The 20,803-nt window shown below is 41.0% G+C and carries 15 protein-coding genes; 14 read left to right on the forward strand and 1 reads right to left on the reverse strand.

Annotated features, from left to right (window positions below):
• From J690_RS14395 to J690_RS14415, 5 genes are read left to right on the forward strand one after another with little or no spacing between them, the layout of a single operon-like run.
• Positions 1-1,500 carry a UDP-N-acetylmuramoyl-L-alanyl-D-glutamate--2,6-diaminopimelate ligase gene (locus tag J690_RS14395; protein WP_032036604.1) on the forward strand — a complete coding sequence of 500 codons (1,500 nt, stop codon included), beginning with the start codon at positions 1-3 and terminating at the stop codon, positions 1,498-1,500.
• An 8-nt stretch (positions 1,501-1,508) separates the two neighbouring features.
• Positions 1,509-2,909: a UDP-N-acetylmuramoyl-tripeptide--D-alanyl-D-alanine ligase gene (locus J690_RS14400; protein ID WP_032036605.1), complete on the forward strand. Its 1,401-nt coding sequence runs from the start codon at positions 1,509-1,511 to the stop codon at positions 2,907-2,909.
• Positions 2,910-4,028 (forward strand): phospho-N-acetylmuramoyl-pentapeptide-transferase, encoded by a 1,119-nt coding sequence (mraY, locus tag J690_RS14405; RefSeq protein ID WP_002116751.1) that lies wholly within the window; start codon positions 2,910-2,912, stop codon positions 4,026-4,028. It begins immediately after the preceding gene.
• Positions 4,029-4,087: 59 nt separating this feature from the next.
• Complete coding sequence (locus tag J690_RS14410; RefSeq protein ID WP_032036607.1) at positions 4,088-4,420, forward strand: DUF7709 family protein; 333 nt, start codon at positions 4,088-4,090, stop codon at positions 4,418-4,420.
• A 2-nt stretch (positions 4,421-4,422) separates the two neighbouring features.
• Positions 4,423-5,247, forward strand: coding sequence for a putative RNA methyltransferase (locus J690_RS14415; RefSeq protein WP_005078486.1), 825 nt, complete (start codon positions 4,423-4,425; stop codon positions 5,245-5,247).
• Between the two features lie 15 nt (positions 5,248-5,262).
• Here the strand turns inward: J690_RS14415 and ponA are convergent, their stop codons facing one another.
• Positions 5,263-7,824, reverse strand: coding sequence for a penicillin-binding protein PBP1a (gene ponA / locus J690_RS14420; protein ID WP_032036609.1), 2,562 nt, complete (start codon positions 7,822-7,824; stop codon positions 5,263-5,265).
• 161 nt (positions 7,825-7,985) lie between these two features.
• Between ponA and J690_RS14425 the strand changes: the two genes are divergently transcribed.
• The 9 genes from J690_RS14425 (at position 7,986) to gltB (ending at position 20,743) form a co-directional block, all read left to right on the forward strand.
• Positions 7,986-9,044: a pilus assembly protein PilM gene (locus tag J690_RS14425; RefSeq protein WP_005067078.1), complete on the forward strand. Its 1,059-nt coding sequence runs from the start codon at positions 7,986-7,988 to the stop codon at positions 9,042-9,044.
• On the forward strand, positions 9,044-9,685 hold the full coding sequence (locus J690_RS14430) for a PilN domain-containing protein (protein ID WP_032004890.1): 642 nt from the start codon (positions 9,044-9,046) through the stop codon (positions 9,683-9,685). Before J690_RS14425 ends, J690_RS14430 begins: the two co-directional genes overlap by 1 nt.
• Complete coding sequence (locus J690_RS14435) at positions 9,682-10,461, forward strand: type IV pilus inner membrane component PilO (protein ID WP_032036611.1); 780 nt, start codon at positions 9,682-9,684, stop codon at positions 10,459-10,461. The genes J690_RS14430 and J690_RS14435 overlap by 4 nt, the downstream gene beginning before the upstream one ends.
• Before the next feature lie 11 nt (positions 10,462-10,472).
• A complete protein-coding gene (locus J690_RS14440) occupies positions 10,473-11,000 on the forward strand; it encodes a pilus assembly protein PilP (protein ID WP_032036613.1) in 528 nt (175 codons plus the stop codon).
• A 62-nt stretch (positions 11,001-11,062) separates the two neighbouring features.
• Positions 11,063-13,228 carry a type IV pilus secretin PilQ gene (pilQ, locus tag J690_RS14445; RefSeq protein WP_032036615.1) on the forward strand — a complete coding sequence of 722 codons (2,166 nt, stop codon included), beginning with the start codon at positions 11,063-11,065 and terminating at the stop codon, positions 13,226-13,228.
• 11 nt (positions 13,229-13,239) lie between these two features.
• Positions 13,240-13,809, forward strand: a complete 570-nt coding sequence (gene aroK / locus J690_RS14450) for a shikimate kinase AroK (protein WP_002116987.1) — start codon at positions 13,240-13,242, stop codon at positions 13,807-13,809.
• A 28-nt stretch (positions 13,810-13,837) separates the two neighbouring features.
• Entirely contained in the window at positions 13,838-14,920 is a 1,083-nt protein-coding gene (gene aroB / locus J690_RS14455) for a 3-dehydroquinate synthase (RefSeq protein WP_032036617.1), read from the forward strand.
• A 16-nt stretch (positions 14,921-14,936) separates the two neighbouring features.
• The gene (locus J690_RS14460; protein WP_032036618.1) at positions 14,937-15,806 is read left to right on the forward strand and encodes a hypothetical protein; all 870 of its coding nucleotides are present in this window, start codon (positions 14,937-14,939) and stop codon (positions 15,804-15,806) included.
• 461 nt (positions 15,807-16,267) lie between these two features.
• Complete coding sequence (gene gltB, locus J690_RS14465; protein ID WP_171073737.1) at positions 16,268-20,743, forward strand: glutamate synthase large subunit; 4,476 nt, start codon at positions 16,268-16,270, stop codon at positions 20,741-20,743.
• Positions 20,744-20,803 lie beyond the last annotated feature (60 nt).

Below are 20,803 nucleotides of genomic sequence, written 5' to 3' on the forward strand. Positions count from 1 at the left end.
ATGTCTGTTTCTTTCCAAGAGATTAATCCAGTCGAGATCGATGCACAGTGGTCTAAACAGCCTTTTCAAGGCTTTAGTTTAGACAGCCGTAAGGTTGTGTCAGGCCAGATCTTTATCGCTTTGACCAGTTATAGCCAACCTGAAAAAACACGCGCTTTTGCTGAGTCAGCTTTAGCTAATGGCGCTCTTGCGATTATTAGCGAAACTGAGTTGGGCGTAGCAAATGAGTGGGTATGTTCTGATATACGTCAACGTATGGGTGAGTGGCAAGAACGTTATTTACAGCGTATAGATCCCGTAGCACCAGTGCGTATTATTGCAGTGACTGGTACAAATGGTAAAACCACAATTTCGCGTCTAGTGGCTGAATTAATTAGCTCTCAACAACAGCGCTGTGCTGTGATGGGCACTACAGGCAATGGTATTTTACCAGACTTAACACCCTCAACTCACACTACGCTTGATGCTTTACAACTGCAAAATGCATTGCATGATTATGCAAAACAAGGTGCGACTTTCGCTTCTTTAGAAGCAAGCTCACATGGTTTGGAACAAGGTCGTTTAAATGGTTGTGCGATTGAGATTGCTGTTTATAGCAATTTGAGTCGTGACCATCTGGATTACCACGGCACTTTAGAGGCTTATGCAGAAGCGAAGGCTCTTTTATTCCGTTTTAGCTCTTTAAAAGTAGCCGTTATTAATTTAGATGATGAGCATGCTGCTCTCATGATCAATGCAGCAAAGCAAAATCCTGCTCAACCAAAAATTTTAACGTATTCACTTACTCAAAATACTGCTGATTATTATATTACTGACCTGAGTTACAGTTTAGCAGGAGCGACATTTAATTTAGTGAGCCCGCAAGGTTCTTTTGCTGTGCAAAGTCCATTGTTAGGGCATTTTAATGTCGAAAACTTGGTTGCAGCTCTTATTGCTGCTGAGCAAGCAGGTTTTAGTTTAAAAGCGTTAGTAGCTTTCGTTCCTAAACTAATTGGTGCCCCAGGTCGAATGCAGGTTATTCGTGATGGTGAGCGTTTATTTGTTGTTGATTATGCGCATACACCAGATGCATTAATTCAAGTGCTTAAAACATTAAAACGTCATGTGTCTAATCAACTTTGGGCTGTATTTGGGTGTGGCGGGGACCGCGATCGCGGTAAGCGCCCATTAATGACTCAAGCAGCTTTATACGGCGCAAATCCAGTTATTTTGACGTCGGATAACCCAAGAACAGAAGACCCTGAACAAATTTTTGCTGACATGAAGCAAGGAATCGACTTTTCAGGGCACCGTATGCATGAAATTCATGACCGCCGTGAAGCAATTAAATTTGTTGCACAGCAGGCTCAGGCTGGTGATATTGTTGTGATTGCCGGTAAAGGACATGAAAATTATCAAGAAATTAATGGCGTACGTCACTGGTTTGATGATGTTGTTGAAGTGCGTTCTGCGATTGATGCACAACATCACACTGTAGACGCTGCTTACCCTGCACAATAGGACGAATTATGCATACTTCAACCACCAGTACCGTGCCTTTGGAACCGTGGACAGCTCAACAATTACAACAGGCAACACAGGGCTACTGGAATAAAGACCAGATCCCTCAAACTGAAATTAAACGTATTTTGACGGACTCGCGTCATGCGGAAACTGGGGATGCCTTTTTAGCACTAAAAGGTGAGCGTTTCGATGCGCATGATTTCGTTGTGCAAGTTGCTGCAAATGGTTGTCAAATAGCTATTGTTGAACGTCCGTTAGATGTAGATATTGCGCAACTCGTTGTTGCCGATACCCGATTGGCTTTAGGGCAACTCGGCGCTTATCGCCGTGCGCAAAACTCACAATTAAAGGTGATTGCCTTAACGGGAAGTAGTGGTAAAACTACAACCAAAGAAATGCTGGGAAGTATATTGTCGCGCTTAGCACCGACACTAATCACCCGAGGCAATTTAAATAATGACCTTGGTGTACCAATGATGTTGCTAGAGCTTCGCAAAGAACATCAATATGCGGTGATGGAGTTGGGTGCAAGCCATCAAGGCGAGATTGATTACACATCAAAACTCGTTCAGCCTCATGTTGCGGGCATATTAAATATTGGTACAGCTCATTTAGGCGAATTTGGTGGTCGTGAAGGTATTTGCCGCGCAAAATCGGAAATTTATCGTCATATTTCACCAAATGGCGTTGCAATCGTGCCGCAACAAGATGACTTCACTGCCGAAATTCTTGATGCTGCGAAAGCTCATCGTATTTCTACATTTGGTGTAGGGGGTGATGTCTATGCAACAGATGTGGAGTTATTGCCTCAATCAACGAATTTTAACCTTCATACACCGCAAGGTAGCAGTGCAGTTAAGCTTCCTTTTGCGGGTGAGCATAATGTTCAAAATGCGACCGCAGCTGTAGCTTTTGCTTTAGCAATTGGTATTAGACTAGAAGATATTGTCCAAGGTTTAGAGCAAGCTCAGGGGGCCAAAGGTCGTCTTAACTTTATTCAAAAGTCACCTTACTTATTTATTGATGATACCTACAATGCCAATCCGACTTCTATGCGTGCTGCTGCACAAGTGTTGTTGCAGCAACAAGGCGTAAAAGTGATGGTCATGGGGGATATTGGTGAGTTAGGTGATAGCAGTTGGCAAGAGCATTATGATTTAGGTCGTGATCTTGCCGAACTTTCTTTAGATCATATTATTGCAGTTGGACAGTTCGCTCCAGCTGCTCTCGAGGGTGCAGACTCTCATTCTAATAAAGTGAAAGCATTTCAGACACAAGCTGAGGCGCTTCCATTTTTAATCAATCTAATCCAAACACATCAACCCCAGTCCATGAGTTTCCTGTTTAAAGGTTCTCGCTTTACTCATATGGAAACGTTGATGGCTGATTTGATGGAGAAACTTTAAATGCTGTTATGGTTGTTTGAACAACTTGCGGGCTATCACAGCTCGTTTCAGGTCGTTCGTTATTTAACATTACGTTCTTTACTCAGTGTATTAACTTCACTGACTATTGGTCTGGTCCTTGGACCGATCATGATTCGTAAATTACAAGCGTTAAAATACGGTCAGGCAGTAAGTTCGTTTGCTCCTGAAAATCATGCTAAAAAAATGGGTACACCAACAATGGGTGGAATTTTAATTCTACTTTCAATTGGTATTAGTACCTTGCTATGGGCTGATTTATCTAACCCTTATGTCTGGATTGTGCTTGGTGTAATGGTTGTGTTCGGTGCTGTAGGCTGGGCAGATGACTGGATTAAAATTCGCTATAAAGACAATGCAGGTTTACCCGCACGTAAGAAGTTTTTCTGGACTTCTGTTGCATCGCTGGGTGCTGGTATTGCGTTATATTTAATTGCAACTCAACAGTCCAATGCAGAACATACGGCAAACATGCTGGATTTATTGATTCCATTCTTTAAGAATCTTTCAATTCCACTCTCAATTGTTCCTTTAGGTTTGGCATTTATTGTATTTACCTATCTAGTGATTAATGGTGCTTCTAACGCAGTTAACTTAACAGATGGTTTAGATGGCTTGGCAATCATGCCAGTTGTCATGGTAGCTACGGGCTTAGGCGTATTTGCTTACTTGTCTGGTGACATCCGTTTCGCTAACTATTTACATATTCCATATGTGAAATATACCTCTGAACTCGTAGTAATCTGTTCTGCCATGATTGGTGCTGGTTTGGCATTCCTTTGGTATAACGCGCATCCTGCTCAAGTATTTATGGGGGATGTCGGTGCTTTAGCTTTAGGTGCGATGCTTGGAACAATTGCAGTTATGGTTCGTCAAGAAATCGTATTTGCAATTATGGGTGGTGTATTTGTAATGGAGGCAGTATCTGTATTCTTACAAATCGGCTCCTTGCGTATGCGTAATAAACGTGTGTTCTTAATGGCGCCGCTGCATCATCACTATGAAAAGCAGGGCTGGAAAGAAACGCAAGTTGTGATCCGTTTTTGGATTATCACAATTATATTAGTAGTTTTAGGTCTAATGACTTTAAAATTGCGATAGATCTTATTTTAGTGTCAATATAAAGCCAGTTCTACTGGCTTTTTTTATTGGAGAGGTGAATGACAAAAGTTGCTGGTCTAGACCAATTATCGGTGATTAATCAAAAAGTAGTTGGAGAGGGCGAGGTATTACCTCAAGTTGTACTTAAAGATGGAAGTCAGGTTCAAACAGGAACTGTAGCAACAATGCTGCACAATATTGAATTATATAATGCTGGGCAAAGAGGGCAAATTGAGGAAGAGTTAAAGATCGCAATTCCAACTTTAGTAAAGGTAGGTCTGTTTGATTTGTTTCAGGTAGATGAATGGATTAATGGTATAAATGCAGGTCGCACCTTTGTTGGACTACACGCAAAGACTTATTTACAACAAAAAGAACAAGAGAATAATTAAAAGTGGCTAAGCAAGTTTTAATGTGTCCTGTGTGTCGTCAGTCCCTGAATTTAACTGAACGAACTTGGCGATGTGAGCAAGGACATAGTTATGATGTAGCTAAACAAGGCTATGTCAATTTACATGTGGTGCAACATAAACATAGTAAAAACCCAGGGGATACGCCCGAGTCAGTCGATGCGCGACGAGCTTTTTTGCAAGGTGGTTATTATCAGCCATTACAGCAAGCTGTAGTCGCTTTATTAAAGCAACTAGATGTAAAAGCAATACTCGATATCGGATGTGGTGAGGGCTACTATACAAGTGCTATGCAGCAAGTTGTTGAACAGTGTGTTGGTGTTGATATTGCAAAAAACGCGGTACAACGTGCGGCAAAGCTCAACACTGAAGTAACTTGGGTGGTGGGAACAGGAGCAACTTTACCTGTATTGGATAGGAGTATGGATGCTTGCACCAGTTTATTTAGCCCAATTCCGCAAGCAGAAATTGCGCGTGTCTTAAAAGATGAGGGTCATTTAATTGTTGTTACGCCTGCTTCTGAACATTTGTATGCCATGCGTGAGGCTTTATTTGAGCAAGTTAATCCTCACACACCAGAAAAGTTTGTAGAGCAACTACAAGATTTATTTGAATTAAAGCAAGAGCAAATTATTGATGCGCCTTTTGTGCTTGATCAACAGGCTCTAAAAAATCTGATTGCTATGACACCTTATGCTTATAAAGCCTCTCCTGAGCGCCGTTCGCAGTTAGAGCAGCAGTCACAATTAGAAATAACTGCATCTTTTCAAATTTATGTCTTTCAGAAGCGCAATAAAAAAGCCATCTAACGATGGCTTTTTCTATTATTCAATCTGATTAATCAGATTTTCTAATTCATCTTTTTCTCGCTTAGGAGCGGACTCCTGTGAAGGTCTCATGGCAGGAGGCGCAGCTTTTGACGGAATAACAATTTCTTCACCTGGTAAATCGGAAAAGTCATTGTCATTGCTTAATTTTGGTTGTGGCGGTGCTGGTCGATAGAGCGGACGTGCTAGTGGCGGAGCCGCACGATAAGTTTTCTTATCAGCTACTTCAGTAACGGTTTCTTGTTGGTCACGTGAAATAGGACCTTTAGCATCTTTATCTAAACGGACCCAAGCTGCTGGCGTACCTTGCAATGCTTGACCCATAAAGTTAATCCAGATCGGCAATGCAGCAATACCGCCATATTCACGACGGCCAAGCGTAGTCGGTTGGTCAAATCCAACCCATGCTACAGTCACTAACTTGCCGTTGAAGCCTGCAAACCATGCATCTTTTGCATCATTCGTAGTACCAGTTTTACCACCTAAGTCACTACGGCCAATTTTAAGTGCAGCACGACCTGTACCATGCTCGATTACATCACGTAAGATGTTCGCCATATCATAAGCAGAGCTTGATTTTAAAATACGTTGAGCTTGGCGATATTGACTGTTGTTTTTGTCAGTCCGTTTAAGATTAAGCTGCTTAGCTGCGTTTTCTTTCTGTTCTATGTCTTTATTCGTAACTTCAATGACTTCATCATCAGTTGTTTTAGGTTTTTGTTCATCACCTGTCGTGTCAGGTGCATTAATACATGGAATACACGCGTATTCTGGTTTAGCTTCATAAATGACTTTGCCGTAAGCATCTTCAATACGTTGAATGAAATGCGGTTGAACACGGTAGCCACCGTTTGCAAACGTTGCATAACCAGTTGCCATTTGAATTGGTAATACTTGAGGAGTACCTAAGGCAATGGTGTAGTTGCGTGGAATTTGATCTTCCTGTAAACCGAAATCCATAAATAATTGGCGAGTACGTTCAATCCCTACAGTTTGTAGAAGTCTTACTGATACGGTATTACGAGACAAATATAAAGCACGACGTAATGGGATCATACCTAAGTAACGCCCATCAGAGTTTCGCGGTGTCCATTTGCCAATTGTAATTGGGCTATCATTCACCATGCTATACGGGGTCATACCTCTTTCTAATGCTAAAGCATAGAGGAATGGCTTGATTGTAGAACCCGGTTGACGCCAGCCTTGTAGGGCGCGGTTAAATTTTGATTGGTAGAAGTTATAGCCACCTACAATTGCTTCAATTGAACCATCATTCGGGTTAATTGCAATGAGTTGACCTTGAACTTTTGGAACCTGAACTAAAGACCATGCGGTTTTATTATCGTTTGGGCGTAAACGAACAATATCTTTAACTTTAACAATTTGGGAGGCACGTGAAGGAGCGCCACCTACGCTATTTGCATTGCGATAGGGGCGTGCCCATGACATGCCTGACCATTGAACCGTAACGGTTGAGCCATCTTGCATTAATGCTTCAAAAGAGCTGCTATTTACCTTAGTAACTTGTGCAGGATAGGTGTTGGCATATGCTCTAAATTCAGTTAATGGTTTGTCATGTGCTTCTGCACCACGCCAGCCATGACGACGGTCATAAGCCTCAAGGCCATCTTGCACAGCTTTTTCTGCAATCGCTTGGCGTTTAGCATTAATTGTTGTGTAGACTTTATAACCAGAATCAATGGCTTGTTCGCCGAAATGCTTTACAAGTTCTGAACGAACCATTTCCCCAGCATAGGGATGAATATTATTTAAATCCCGATTGGGCATATTTAAATTGATCGGCTCTGCAACTGCTTTTTGATATTCTGCTTGAGAAATATAACCCAGCTGTAACATACGGCCTAAAATCCAGTTGCGTCGTTCGAGTGCGCGCTCAGGATTAACTACAGGGTTATATTTAGAAGGTGCTTTGGGCAAACCTGCAATCATTGCCATTTGAGCAATGCTGAGCTCATTAATGCTTTTGTTATAATAAATTTTAGCTGCTGCCGCGATACCATACGCATTTTTCCCTAAGAAGATTTTATTCACATAGAGGCTGAGAATTTCTTCTTTGGATAAATTTTGCTCAATTTTTCGAGCCAAAAAGATTTCGGTTATTTTACGTTTTAGAGTTCTTTCTGGACTCAAATAATAGTTCTTTGCAACTTGCATGGTGATCGTTGAACCACCAGTTTGCACATCTGAACCCGTCACGCTTTCGCTCAAAGCACGACCTAAACCCTTAAAACTGATCCCGCTATGTTCAAAGAAAGAAGAGTCTTCTGCTGCTAAAAATGCATGAATAAAAGCAGGGGGAATTTGTTTGTATTCAACCGGAATAGAAAGCTTACCACCGTACTCGGCAATCAGTTGATTGTCTGAAGTGTAGACCTGTAATGGTTTTAAGAGGGGAGCTTTTTTTAGTGAACTCATTTCTGGAAGCGATGGGGCGATATAGAGATACATGCCATAAAAGCCCATCGGAAGTGAGACTAAGATAATAATAATGATCAAAAAAATTGGACGCACGAAGCCCAAACTGGATAGCTTTTTCATGATAAGTAAGCTTTAATAAGATCGAATACAAACTAATTGTGGTCAGTATAGCCTTTAGACATGCGGATTGTTAGATGAGATATTGTATCCGTGTAAAAATAAAGACCTAGATTATTGGTTTGTAATTTTTTTTGGGGATAAAAAAATAATAGGACAATAGTGTGCTCAGGTTATATCGTAAACCGAATAAGGGGTTAATGGGTGTCGATATTAGTTCGACTTCTGTTAAGTTGTTAGAGCTCTCTGTTAAGAACGGTAAATATTGGGTAGAAAGCTATGCTTTAACGCCTTTACCTGAGAACAGTGTAGTTGAAAAAAATATCTTGAATCCAGAAGCAGTTGCAGAAGCTTTGGAACGGGCGATGAATTTAGCAAATCCCCACACCACTAACGCTGCAATTGCTGTTCCAACATCGACGGTTATTCATAAAACCATCGAAATGGATGCAGATATGAACGATGATGAACGTGAAGTTCAGATTCGATTAGATGCGGAGCAATATATACCGTTCCCTTTAGATGAGGTGAGCCTTGATTTTGAGGTTTTACCAGATCGACTGCCGAATCCAAATCGTGTGAATGTACTTTTAGTCGCAACACGAACAGAAAATGTTGAAACACGCGTAGAAGTACTGGAACTGGTTGATTTAACGCCTAAGCTTGCTGATGTTGAAAGTTATGCTGTCGAGCGTGCTTTTAGTGTGTTTGCTGATAGCTTACCCATGGGTGCAAATACCATTGGTATTTTAGATATTGGCCATACCATGACCACATTATCGGTTATGCAAAATGGCAAAATCATTTATACCCGTGAACAAGTCTTTGGCGGTAAACAGCTTACTTTGGAAATTCAAAGCCGTTACGGTTTGTCATTAGAAGAAGCGGGACGCGCTAAAAAAGAACGTTCTTTGCCAGATGATTATGACATCGAAATCTTAGAACCATTTTTAGATGCTGTAGTTCAGCAAGCTGCTAGATCTCTACAATTTTTCTTCTCTTCATCCCAATTCAATGAAATTGACCATATTTTGCTAGCGGGTGGCAATGCCAACATTCCAGGGCTTGCTAAATTGTTGCAGCAGAAACTCGGTTACCGAGTCACTATTGCCAATCCATTTTTACAAATGGGTTTCTCTCCTCAAGTCGACGTTCAAAAAATTGAAAATGATGCTTCTTCATTAATGGTGGCATGTGGCTTGGCTTTAAGGAGTTTTGATTAATGGCAACAATTAATTTACTCCCTTGGCGTGATGGGCTTAGGGAGCAGCGTAAAAAACAATTTATTATTTTATGTTTTGGGGTCGTTGTTTTGGGGATAACCACTGTATTTGCAGGGTGGTTTTATTTGAATCAAAAATTAAATGATCAAGAACAAGCAAATCAGCTCATCATCAGTACAAACCAGAATCTAGATCAACAACTTAAAACCTTAAATGGCTTGCAAGAACAGCGGGACGCAATTATTGAGCGTATGAAGCTCATTCAAGGTTTGCAAAGCCAACGTCCGGTCGTTGTACGTTTGGTGGATGAATTAGTACGTGTGACCCCGGCAGCCATGTATTTGACTAAATTCAGTCGAACCGGAGATAAATTTACGATTGAAGGTAAAGCGGAAAGTCCAAATACAGTTGCAGAGTTATTACGTAATCTCGAAGCATCGCCATGGTATCGCAACGCTTTTATGAGTTCTTTCTTGGCGACCGAAGAGAAAAAAGATAAGGCTGTAAGTTCTTTGCTTCCTAGAGTTGAAGATAGCTATGGCAGTTTTGTTGTTACTGTTGATGTAGGGGAAATGGGTGTGACTACAACAGATGATACTGCCAATACGTCTGTAGGTACGGATAAGGAGGCGGCAAAATGAGTCCTGATGAACTTCATGAGCTGTCTTTAGAACAAGCTCCATCTAAGAAAAAAAAGATCACCTTAGAAAAATTCCTTCAGCAATTTAACACGCTCGATATGAACAGTTATGGCAGCTGGCCATTATCTGTGAAAATTACGTGTTGGATTTTTATTTTCTTTGCTGTATTGGCTTTAGGGTATTTTGTTGCTATTCAACCAAAGCTACAAGCAATTGATAATGCTCAAGCACAAGAAAGTAATTTATTAAATGAGTTTCGAGAAAAAGACTCAAAATTACGCAACTTGCAGCAATACCAGCTTCAGCTTCAAGAGATGCAAGCCAACTTCAATCAGCAGTTAGAACAATTGCCAAAAGAAACCGAAATTCCAAGTTTAGTTGAAGATATTAACTTAACGGGGGTGAATTCTGGTCTGAAGTTTAAAAATATCCGCTTAGAAGATGAAGTAAAGCAGGAAATTTTTATTGAACAGCCTATTACTATCGAAGCAACTGGGGATTATCACGCTTTCGGTGCTTTTGTTAGCAGTATTGCGGCATTACCACGTATTGTGACAATGCATGATTTTGTTGTTGAAGCTGCTCCTGTTAAGGATGGTAAATCAGATATTCCTGTGCTTAATTATTCTATTAAAGCAAAAACTTATCGCTATATGGGTGCGGTTGAAAACCAAAATAATAGTGATCCTCAAGTGATAAATGGTGAAAGTCAGATAAACGCCTCCGATAGCCGTAATGTACATATTCCTTCTATAAAGAAGTCAAAGCGAAAGTAGGAGGATAACTAATGAAACTAAAGAAAATTTTACTTTCTCTGGGGATAGGCTTGGTTTTGGTTGGATGTGACTCTAGAATCGACGCCGTAAATCAGCAAATGGCCGATATACGTAATCAGCCACCACAAGCCATAGAACCAGCGCCTGTTTTTACGCCTGTGCCACAATTTAATTATGCAGCCCATCAGTTAAAGAGCCCATTTTTACCAAGCTCACTTGCTGCTGAGCTCAAAATTATGGCGGGGAAACGAGTATATCCGAATTTCTCACGTGCACCACAGCCACTCGAAAGCTATGCATTAGAGTCCTTAAATATGAAAGGAAGTATGCGTAACAGCCGCGGGCAAGTCATGGCTCTGATCCAAACACCTGATCAACAAATTGAGCGAGTGCAGGTAGGGAACTATATCGGGATGAATCAAGGTCGAATTACCCATATTGGTCCTACTCAGATTGATTTGGTGGAGATTGTCCCTGATGGGCGAGAAGGCTATGTGGAGAGACCAAGAACCTTAGTGTTAATTGGACCCACACCCTAAAATTTAGGGAATAACAAAGAAAAAATTATTTTTAAAGATTATTTATTGGGGATGGTTAGACAATGAATCACGTATTCCGTCAGTTTTCTATGGGAGCTGTGGCGATTGCAATTATGCAGATTGCGTCTGCACAGGTCAGCATGACTAATATTGTACCGACGCAAATAGCGGGTCAGGGAACAGAAATTCGAGTGATATTTAATGGCTTGCCACCGCAACCACAGGCCTATCAGCTTGAGAATCCTTCACGTTTGATTTTAGATTTTAATAAAGCGCAGCAGAATTTAATACAGTCAAAAGTAGCGATTGGAACGAATGAAGCGAGTTCGGTCGATGTAAGCTCCGATGATCAGCGTTCACGTTTAACTGTAAATTTGAAAGAGGCAGGTGCTTTTACTACTCGTATTGAAGGCAACACTTTTATTTTAAAGATTAATTCTGCGCAAGCTGTAGCTAAACCTGTATCAGCAAGTGCAATGCAAACCCAAGGTGTTTCAAACATCGGCTTCCAACGCGGTAGTCAAGGGGAAGGCCTTATCGTTATTGACCTGTTGGGAGGTAATACCCCTGTTGATGTGCAACAACAAGGTAGCAAAGTTGTAGTAAGAACGTTAGGCTCTAAAATTCCTACACATCTAGCTAAACGCTTAAATGTAAATGATTTTGCGACGCCTGTTTCGACCATTGAATCTTATAATGAAAAAGGCAATGGCGTTATTACGATTCAATCTACTGGTAGCTATGAATATATGGCTTATCAGGCAGAAAATAAATTAACCATTAGCCTCAAGCGTCCGCAGGACAAAAATGTAACCTCTTTATATAAGACGCCTAATTACTCTGGTAATAAGCTTTCTCTCGATTTTCAAGATATTGAAGTTCGTCGCGTTTTACAGTTACTTGCTGATTTTACTGGCATTAATATGGTCGCGGCTGATAGTGTGCAAGGTAATATCACTTTGCGTTTAAAAGATGTACCATGGGACCAAGCACTTGATATTATTTTAAAAACTAAAAATTTAGATAAACGCAGAAATGGAAATGTAATTTGGATTGCTCCAGTTGCGGAACTGATCAAGGCTGAAGAAGAAGAAGCAAAAGCTGTTGCACAGAGCGTGAAATTAGCCCCATTACAAACTGAGTATATTCAACTTAAATATGCGCAAGCTCAGGATATTATGAGTTTAATTACTCAAGGCTCAAATAATAGCAATGGTATGCAGCGCACATCTGATGGTGGAAATTCTACATCTACTAATTTAAATACTGGTGTTGATAGTTTAGGTAATAATGTAGGAAGTTTATTGAGTCCCCGTGGAACAATTACTCAAGATGATCGTACCAATACCTTAATTATTAATGATACGGCTCAGTCGATTGATCAAATTCGTAAAATGATTGATCTGTTGGATGTACAAGTTAAACAGGTTATGGTTGAGGCGCGAATTGTAAGAGCATCTACTTCTTTTACCAAAGAGCTCGGTGTTAAATGGGGTATATTATCGCAAGGGATCACTAACAATAATAACTTGTTAGTTGGTGGTAGTGAAACGACCTTGTGGAATTTACGAGAGCCCAAAAAGGATGAGACTACGGGTGGTTATAAATACACGATTGAACGTCCAGATAACTTAAATGTCGATTTAGGTGTAACCAATCCGGCTGGGAGTATTGCCTTTGGCTTGATTAGTATGTCTGATTTTATGCTTGATCTTGAACTTTCTGCATTACAAGCTGATGGCTATGGTGAGGTTATTTCTACCCCTAAAGTAATGACTGCAGATAAACAGCCTGCAAAAGTTGCAACAGGTCAACAGGTCCCATATCAAACTACAACTAATTCTGCTGCTGGTGCTACAGCAAGTACCTCTTTTAAAGATGCACTATTAAGCCTAGATGTTACCCCGAGCATTACGCCTGATGGTAAAATTCAAATGAAATTGGATATTTCAAAGGATTCGGTTTCGGGTGCGGCTCCTAATGGTGAATTGATCCTAAATAAAAATAATATCAAGACAAATGTGTTGGTGAATAATGGTGAGACAGTCATTTTAGGAGGGGTGTTTGAGCAGACAACCCTTAACTCTCAAACCAAAGTTCCTTTCTTTGGGGATTTACCGGGAATTGGACGCCTATTTAGGAAAGATAAGAAATCTGATGATAAGCAAGAGTTACTGATTTTCGTTACGCCACGAATTGTTAATGACACTTTGGTGAGAAATCATTAATATATTTTTTAATGAAAGCAATTGAAATAGGTGGCGCCTTGCCAAGCAAAGCGTTTGAAACCCTGCCAAATATTTATTTGGTAGGGCCCATGGGGGCAGGAAAAACAACCGTTGGACGTCATTTAGCCGAACTATTAGGGCGTGAATTTTTAGATAGTGATCATGAAATTGAACGCAAAACAGGTGCCACTATTCCCTGGATTTTTGAGAAAGAAGGGGAGTTTGGATTTCGTACTCGTGAAACAGTAGTGTTAAATGAGTTGACTTCCCGTAAAGCCTTAGTGTTGGCGACAGGTGGAGGTGCGATTACTCAAGCACCCAATCGCGAATTTCTAAAGCAACGTGGTATTGTTGTTTATCTTTACACTCCTGTAGAACTACAATTACAACGCACTTACCGCGATAAAAATAGACCTCTATTACAAGTTGAAAACCCTGAACAAAAATTACGTGATTTGTTAAAAATACGTGATCCTCTATATCGTGAAGTTGCGCATTACACGATTGAAACCAATCAGGGTGCTGCTCGTGATCTTGCTCAAAAGATTTTGCAACTTATTTTGTCCAACCCGCTAAAATAGCCAAACTTACTTGTGGTTTTATAAACTCATGCAAACTTTACATGTTGAATTAGGCGAACGCCGTTATCCTATTTTTATTGGCAGTCAACTTGATCCTAAGCAGTTGCTTGAGCCTTATATTCATGGTCAACAGGTCATGATCGTGAGTAATGAAACGGTCGCTCCTTTATATTTATCTCATTATCAAGAAGCTTTAAAAAGTTTGGGTAAAACTGTAGCGACTTGTATTTTGCCAGATGGTGAGAAATATAAAGATATTCAACATCTAAATTTAATTTTTGATGCTTTACTTGAAGCTGGTTTTAATCGTGATTGTACGGTTTTAGCTTTGGGTGGTGGTGTTATCGGGGATATGGCTGGTTTTGCGTCAGCATGTTTCCAACGTGGGGTTTATTTTGTTCAGGTTCCGACTACACTTCTTTCACAAGTAGACTCAAGTGTGGGTGGTAAAACGGGGATTAATCATCCTCTTGGTAAGAACATGTTGGGCGCATTTCAGCAACCTCAAGTTGTTTTGGCTGATATGGCTCAACTCGATACTTTACCAGATCGAGAGTTATCTGCAGGATTATCAGAAGTCATTAAATATGCCTTGTTGGGTGACGCTGATTTTCTTGTTTGGTTAGAGCAGAATATGGATGGGTTAATTGGGCGAGATGCTGAACTTTTAGCAGAAGCTGTCTATCGTTCATGTGCCCATAAAGCGCGAATTGTTGCTAACGATGAAAAAGAGCAAGGCGAACGAGCTTTACTCAACTTAGGGCATACTTTCGGTCATGCGATTGAATCTTACCTTGGCTATGGCACTTGGTTGCATGGTGAAGCAGTAGCGACAGGCATGGTGATGGCGGCTGATTTATCACAACGTTTAGGTTGGATTTCAAACGATGATGTAGAGCGTACAAAAAAAATTATTCAACGCGCTAATTTGCCGATATCATGTCCAAAAATTCCATTGGATGAATTCCTTGGATATATGGCGCATGATAAAAAAGTTCTCAATGGTCAATTACGTTTAGTGCTGTTAAAGCAACTTGGGCAAGCAGTAATTACTAAAGACTTTGATGTTGAATTCATGAAACAAGCTATTTTGGCAAATCAACACGGATAATAAATTAAGGTAACACATGACTGTATCACGTACACTTTGGCAGAATGTTCAACAATATATCTGGTTGGTGGGTGGTATCGTCTGCTTGTTGCTCGCTTTTATTTTTTGGGTAATGACCGATAGTAAAAAGCTGGTTGAAGTTGAAAAATCAGCTGATTCGGATGCGCCAGTGCAAATTCAGCCAGAGAAGGTAGCAACAACGGCTAATTTAGGGGCTTTAGCTGATGAAGTTAGACCTCTTGATTTAACAACTCGTACGGTTGCTTCTGGTCAGCATGAGGCAGAGTTCCGCGGTACAAAATTTATTAATGAAAACAAGAAACAATGGACGCTTGAGCTTTTCCGTGCGTCTGATGAAGATATTATTAAAAACTTTTTAAAAAATCGTCCAGAACGAAATAAATTTATCTACTTCCGTTTAAGCGGAGATAAGCAATCTGAACAATATGTTTTGACATATGGTGTATTTAAACGTTCTGAAGATGCAATTCAGCAGTTAACCCAACTTAATCTTGATTTACCTGAATCAATTAAACCCCAACCGCAACAATTTTCGACCTATGCGCCATTAGTCAATGATTTAGGTGCGGATGAAATGAAAGGTGGTATTAGCCAAACTTATGAAGTGCGGTTACGTCCAGCTGCTCTACCTAAAATTGATGAGTCCTTGCTCATAGGGGGCGGTGTGGCTACACAACCTAAAGTGGTGGCTCCAGCCACAAACTCTACAACTCGTACAACGATTATTCGTCGAGATGCTGAGGGGAATGTTGTGGATGTACATCAGTCTAATTCGGCAGTTGATGTGGCTAAAAAGACTCAACAGAATCGTACAACAGAACCTACAGCAAAAAATGCAACAAATGAGGGCACAAGAGGTAATTAATTATAAGGATGCGTTGCACAGATATGGTGCAATAATAATAGTTATATATATTTTTTGATCACCTGTGGTGCATATTTAGTCATTTATTAAAATGATAACGCGAATAAAATCGATCTATTTTCAATAATTATAAATACTTAATTGCAAAAAATAACATTGGCATAGTTTTTGCTTTATTCTTGTGCTTATTAATGTGCTGTAAACTATTTTAGCGCTCTAAAGAGTAAATTCTATGCAGAGTCGAGGGGTCGAACTGCTTTAAAAGAGTGCGAAATAAGTCAAAACATTTTTCTAGCAAAAACCAGTGTACGTAAAAATGGAACAGCGTATATTGGCTTATCAGCCCAAAAATTTTTTTTGTGAAACATTGAGCTAACTGTCGTCCGTAGGCACTATCGCAAAAAGAAGTTGTTTGTTTGACGCTCGAAAGAGCCTTATTGAAAGAAGGGTACGCTATGCACATGCCATCGCCTAATACTGTAGCTCCCGCTCAAGGTTTATATCAACCTGATGAGTTTAAGGATAACTGTGGTTTTGGACTGATCGCCCATATGAAGGGTGAATCAAGTCATCATCTAGTTGAAACCGCGATTCACAGTTTAAGTTGCATGACGCACCGTGGTGGTATTGCCGCAGATGGCAAGACGGGAGATGGTTGCGGCTTATTATTGGCGATGCCAAAGCAATTTTTCCGTGATGAAGCAAAAAAACTGAGTGATATTACACTGAGTGAAATTTTTGCTGTGGGTACTGTATTTTTAAATACTGATCCGGCATTAGCGCAACATTCTAAAAATATTTTAACGAAAGAAATCGAGTCAGATGGCCTACGTGTACTGGCTTGGCGTGTTGTCCCTACAAATAACGATGCATTAGGTGAAATTGCGCTTCAATCTTTACCAGCTTTTGAACAGGTCATTGTGAACTGTCCAATGGGCGTAACTGAGGTTGAATTTAACCGTAAATTATTCTTGGCACGTCGTCGTGCAGAACAACAATTACAAAATGATCCGTCATTCTATGTGACTACGCTTTGTTCGACAGTAATCAGCTATAAAGGCTTGATGATGCCGGCTGCAATTGCTGAGTTCTATACAGACTTAGCTGATGAGCGTTTAAAATCACATATCGTGGTATTCCACCAACGCTTCTCTACTAATACATTGCCGCGTTGGCCGTTGGCTCAACCATTCCGTTACCTTGCTCATAATGGTGAAATCAACACAATTACAGCAAACCGTAACTGGGCGCTGGCGCGTACTCCTAAATTTGAAAACCCATTATTACCAGGTCTTACTGAGCTTAACCCAATCGTTAACCGTACGGGTTCGGACTCTTCAAGCTTAGATAACATGCTTGAGATCTTAGTAGGTGGTGGTATGGATTTATTCCGTGCCTTACGTATGCTCGTACCACCAGCTTGGCAAAACGTAGAAACTTTAGATGCAGACTTACGCGCATTCTATGAGTTCAACTCTAAACACATGGAAGCTTGGGATGGCCCAGCTGGTCTTGTTATTCAAGATGGTCGTCATGCGATCTGTATGCTTGACCGTAACGGTTTGCGTCCTGCGCGTTGGGTAATTACCAAAAATGATTACATTACCTTGGCATCTGAAATCGGTGTTTGGGGTTATGAGCCTGAAGACGTAGTTTCTAAAGGTCGTGTAGGTCCTGGCCAAATTTTGGTAGTTGATACCTTAACAGGCAAAGTACTTGATACTAAAGATGTTAGTACACATTTGAAAAACATGCGTCCGTACCGTGAGTGGTTACGTGATCATGCGATTCGTTTAAATGCAAACCCAGAACTTGAAGAGCAATTAGTCGATAAAGGCTTAACTGGCGATGCTTTAAAAGCGGCTCAAAAAATGTTTATGGTGACATTTGAAGAGCGTGACCAGTTGTTACGTCCAATTGCTGAAAGCGGACAAGAAGCTGTTGGTTCTATGGGTGATGATACGCCAATGGCTGTATTGTCTCGTCAAGTACGCCACGTAACAGATTACTTCCGTCAACAGTTCGCTCAAGTGACAACCCCGCCAATTGACCCGCTACGTGAGTCAATTGTAATGTCGCTTGAAACCTGTTTAGGTCGTGAGCAGAATGTATTTGAGCAAGGCCCTGAGCATGCTGACCGTATCATCATCTCTAGCCCTGTATTGTCAAATTCAAAAATGCAGCAAATCCGTAGCATTGAGCGTCCGGGTTATGAAGCAGTTGATATCAATTTAAACTATGCCGAAGAAGAAGGCTTGCAAGCTGCGATCACACGTATCTGTGAAGAGGCGGCGCAAGCAGTTCGTGATGGCAAAACTTTAATTGTTTTAACAGATAAAAATATCCGTCAAGGTTTGCTGCCAGCAAACGCAGCACTTGCAACAGGCGCGGTACATCATTACCTCATCAAAACTGGTCTGCGTACTGATGCAAATATCATGGTTGAAACTGGTTTTGCACGTGATCCGCACCAATTTGCGGTATTACTTGGTTTTGGTGCAACCGCAGTTTACCCATACCTTGCATATGACGTGATCAATGATTTGATTGCTAAAGGTGAGCTTTTAGGTGATCCAATCCATGCGCAAGCAAACTTCCGTAAAGGTATTGAGAAAGGCCTATTAAAAGTTCTTTCAAAAATGGGTATTTCTACAGTTGCTTCTTATCGTGGCGGTCAGCTATTTGAAGCAGTAGGTTTATCATCAGAAGTGGTAGATCAGTGTTTCTTAGGTGTTCCAAGCCGTATTCAGGGTGCAACATTTGCTGACCTTGAAAAAGACCAGAAAAAATTAGCAGCAACAGCTTGGTCAAATCGTAAGCCAATTGATCAGGGTGGTTTACTTAAATTCGTATTTGATAAAGAGTACCATGCGTTCAACCCAGATGTGATTAACGCATTACACAAAGCCGTTCGCTCTGGTAAATACGAAGACTTTAAAGAATATGCTGAGCTGGTGAATAACCGCCCAGTAGCGACGATTCGTGACTTATTTAAGTTAAAAACAACGAACTCAATTCCAGTTGAGCAAGTTGAATCAGTTGAAGATATCTTGCCTCGCTTTGATTCGGCAGGTATGTCTTTAGGTGCTCTTTCTCCAGAAGCACATGAAGCAATTGCAATCGCGATGAATACGATTGGCGGTCGTTCAAACTCTGGTGAAGGCGGTGAAGATCCTGTTCGTTACGGCACAATTCGTAACTCGAAAATCAAACAGATTGCATCTGGTCGTTTTGGTGTAACTCCTGCATACCTAACTTCTGCTGAAGTATTGCAAATTAAAGTTGCTCAGGGCGCGAAACCAGGTGAGGGCGGTCAGTTACCGGGTGGTAAAGTAAATGGTTTAATTGCACGTTTACGTTACTCGGTACCGGGTGTAACGCTAATTTCACCTCCGCCACACCACGACATTTACTCAATTGAAGATTTGTCTCAGTTAATTTTTGACTTGAAACAAGTTAACCCGAAAGCAATGGTATCGGTGAAATTGGTATCTGAGCCGGGTGTAGGAACAATTGCAGCAGGTGTTGCTAAAGCATATGCAGACTTCATTACCATTTCTGGTTATGACGGTGGTACAGCGGCATCTCCACTTTCTTCAATTCACCATGCGGGTTCTCCATGGGAATTAGGTTTGAGTGAGGCGCATCAAGCTCTTCGTGTAAATGACTTACGTGGCAAAGTACGTGTACAAACTGATGGTGGTTTAAAAACTGGTCTTGATGTAATCAAGGCAGCAATTTTAGGTGCTGAAAGTTTCGGCTTTGGTTCAACACCAATGATCGCTTTAGGTTGTAAATACCTCCGTATTTGTCACTTAAATAACTGTGCAACCGGCGTTGCAACTCAACAAGATCATTTACGTCAAGAACACTACATTGGCGAGCCAGAAATGCTCATCAACTTCTTCCACTTTATTGCGGAAGAAACTCGTGAATGGTTGGCTGCACTAGGTGTTTCTTCATTGAAAGACTTGATTGGTCGTGTTGATTTGCTTGAAGTATTACCGGGCGAGACTGAAAAACATGCTCACCTTGATTTAAGTGCTCTGTTAACTTCGCATCCTTCTGCTGAAGGTAAAGCACAATACTGTCAAGTAGAAGGTAATGCACCATTTGATAAAGGCGTTTTAGCTGAGAAAATGGTTGCTGAAATACTTCCTGCAATTGAGTCAAGCGCTGGTGGTCAGTTTAACTTCAAGGTTGTGAACTGTGACCGTTCGATCGGTGCTCGTGTTTCGGGTGAAATCGCTCGTCGCTACGGCAACTTGGGTATGGAAGCACATCCAGTTGTAATGAACTTAACTGGTACAGCTGGTCAGTCTCTTGGTGTTTGGAATGCTGGTGGTTTACACATCCGTCTTGAAGGTGATGCAAACGACTATGTAGGTAAAGGTATGGCGGGTGGTCGTATTTCGATTTTCCCACCACAAGGTTCACCTTTCCAAACACAAAACACAGCAATTATTGGTAATACCTGTTTGTATGGTGCAACTGGCGGTAAGCTTTTTGCAGCAGGTACAGCGGGTGAGCGTTTTGCAGTTCGTAACTCTGGCGCATTTGCTGTAATCGAAGGTGCGGGTGATCACTGTTGTGAATATATGACAGGTGGTGTTGTGACTGTACTTGGTAAAGTAGGCCATAACTTTGGTGCGGGCATGACTGGTGGTTTTGCTTATGTACTTGACCTCGATAATGACTTCGTAGATTACTACAACCACGAATTGATCGATTTAAATCGTATTTCAACAGAATCTATGGAAGATCATAAAGAGTTCTTGTTGCGTATTATCGATGAGCACATTAAAGAAACTGGTAGTGCTTGGGCTTATAAAATCCGCAATGAGTTCGATTTCTACAGCCGTAAATTCTGGCTTGTGAAACCAAAAGCTGCTAACTTGCAAACGCTTTTGAAAACAACACAAGCTGACCCACAATAATTCCACGACTGCAAAGACATAGGCAGGTGCGGGCAACAAGGAAATCCGCGCCTACCCACG

This window comes from Acinetobacter sp. 742879 (assembly GCF_000588535.1).
GTDB classification, from domain to species: Bacteria; Pseudomonadota; Gammaproteobacteria; order Pseudomonadales; family Moraxellaceae; genus Acinetobacter; species Acinetobacter pittii.

What these genes read in the sequence shown, in the direction of transcription:
- J690_RS14395 (WP_032036604.1), top strand. Translation starts at nt 1, where the DNA reads ATGTCTGTTTCTTTCCAAGAGATTAATCCAGTCGAGATCGATGCACAG.
- J690_RS14400 (WP_032036605.1), top strand. Translation starts at nt 1,509, where the DNA reads ATGCATACTTCAACCACCAGTACCGTGCCTTTGGAACCGTGGACAGCT.
- mraY (WP_002116751.1), top strand. Translation starts at nt 2,910, where the DNA reads ATGCTGTTATGGTTGTTTGAACAACTTGCGGGCTATCACAGCTCGTTT.
- J690_RS14410 (WP_032036607.1), top strand. Translation starts at nt 4,088, where the DNA reads ATGACAAAAGTTGCTGGTCTAGACCAATTATCGGTGATTAATCAAAAA.
- ponA (WP_032036609.1), bottom strand. Translation starts at nt 7,824, where the DNA reads ATGAAAAAGCTATCCAGTTTGGGCTTCGTGCGTCCAATTTTTTTGATC.
- J690_RS14430 (WP_032004890.1), top strand. Translation starts at nt 9,044, where the DNA reads ATGGCAACAATTAATTTACTCCCTTGGCGTGATGGGCTTAGGGAGCAG.
- J690_RS14435 (WP_032036611.1), top strand. Translation starts at nt 9,682, where the DNA reads ATGAGTCCTGATGAACTTCATGAGCTGTCTTTAGAACAAGCTCCATCT.
- J690_RS14440 (WP_032036613.1), top strand. Translation starts at nt 10,473, where the DNA reads ATGAAACTAAAGAAAATTTTACTTTCTCTGGGGATAGGCTTGGTTTTG.
- pilQ (WP_032036615.1), top strand. Translation starts at nt 11,063, where the DNA reads ATGAATCACGTATTCCGTCAGTTTTCTATGGGAGCTGTGGCGATTGCA.
- aroK (WP_002116987.1), top strand. Translation starts at nt 13,240, where the DNA reads ATGAAAGCAATTGAAATAGGTGGCGCCTTGCCAAGCAAAGCGTTTGAA.
- aroB (WP_032036617.1), top strand. Translation starts at nt 13,838, where the DNA reads ATGCAAACTTTACATGTTGAATTAGGCGAACGCCGTTATCCTATTTTT.
- J690_RS14460 (WP_032036618.1), top strand. Translation starts at nt 14,937, where the DNA reads ATGACTGTATCACGTACACTTTGGCAGAATGTTCAACAATATATCTGG.
- gltB (WP_171073737.1), top strand. Translation starts at nt 16,268, where the DNA reads ATGCCATCGCCTAATACTGTAGCTCCCGCTCAAGGTTTATATCAACCT.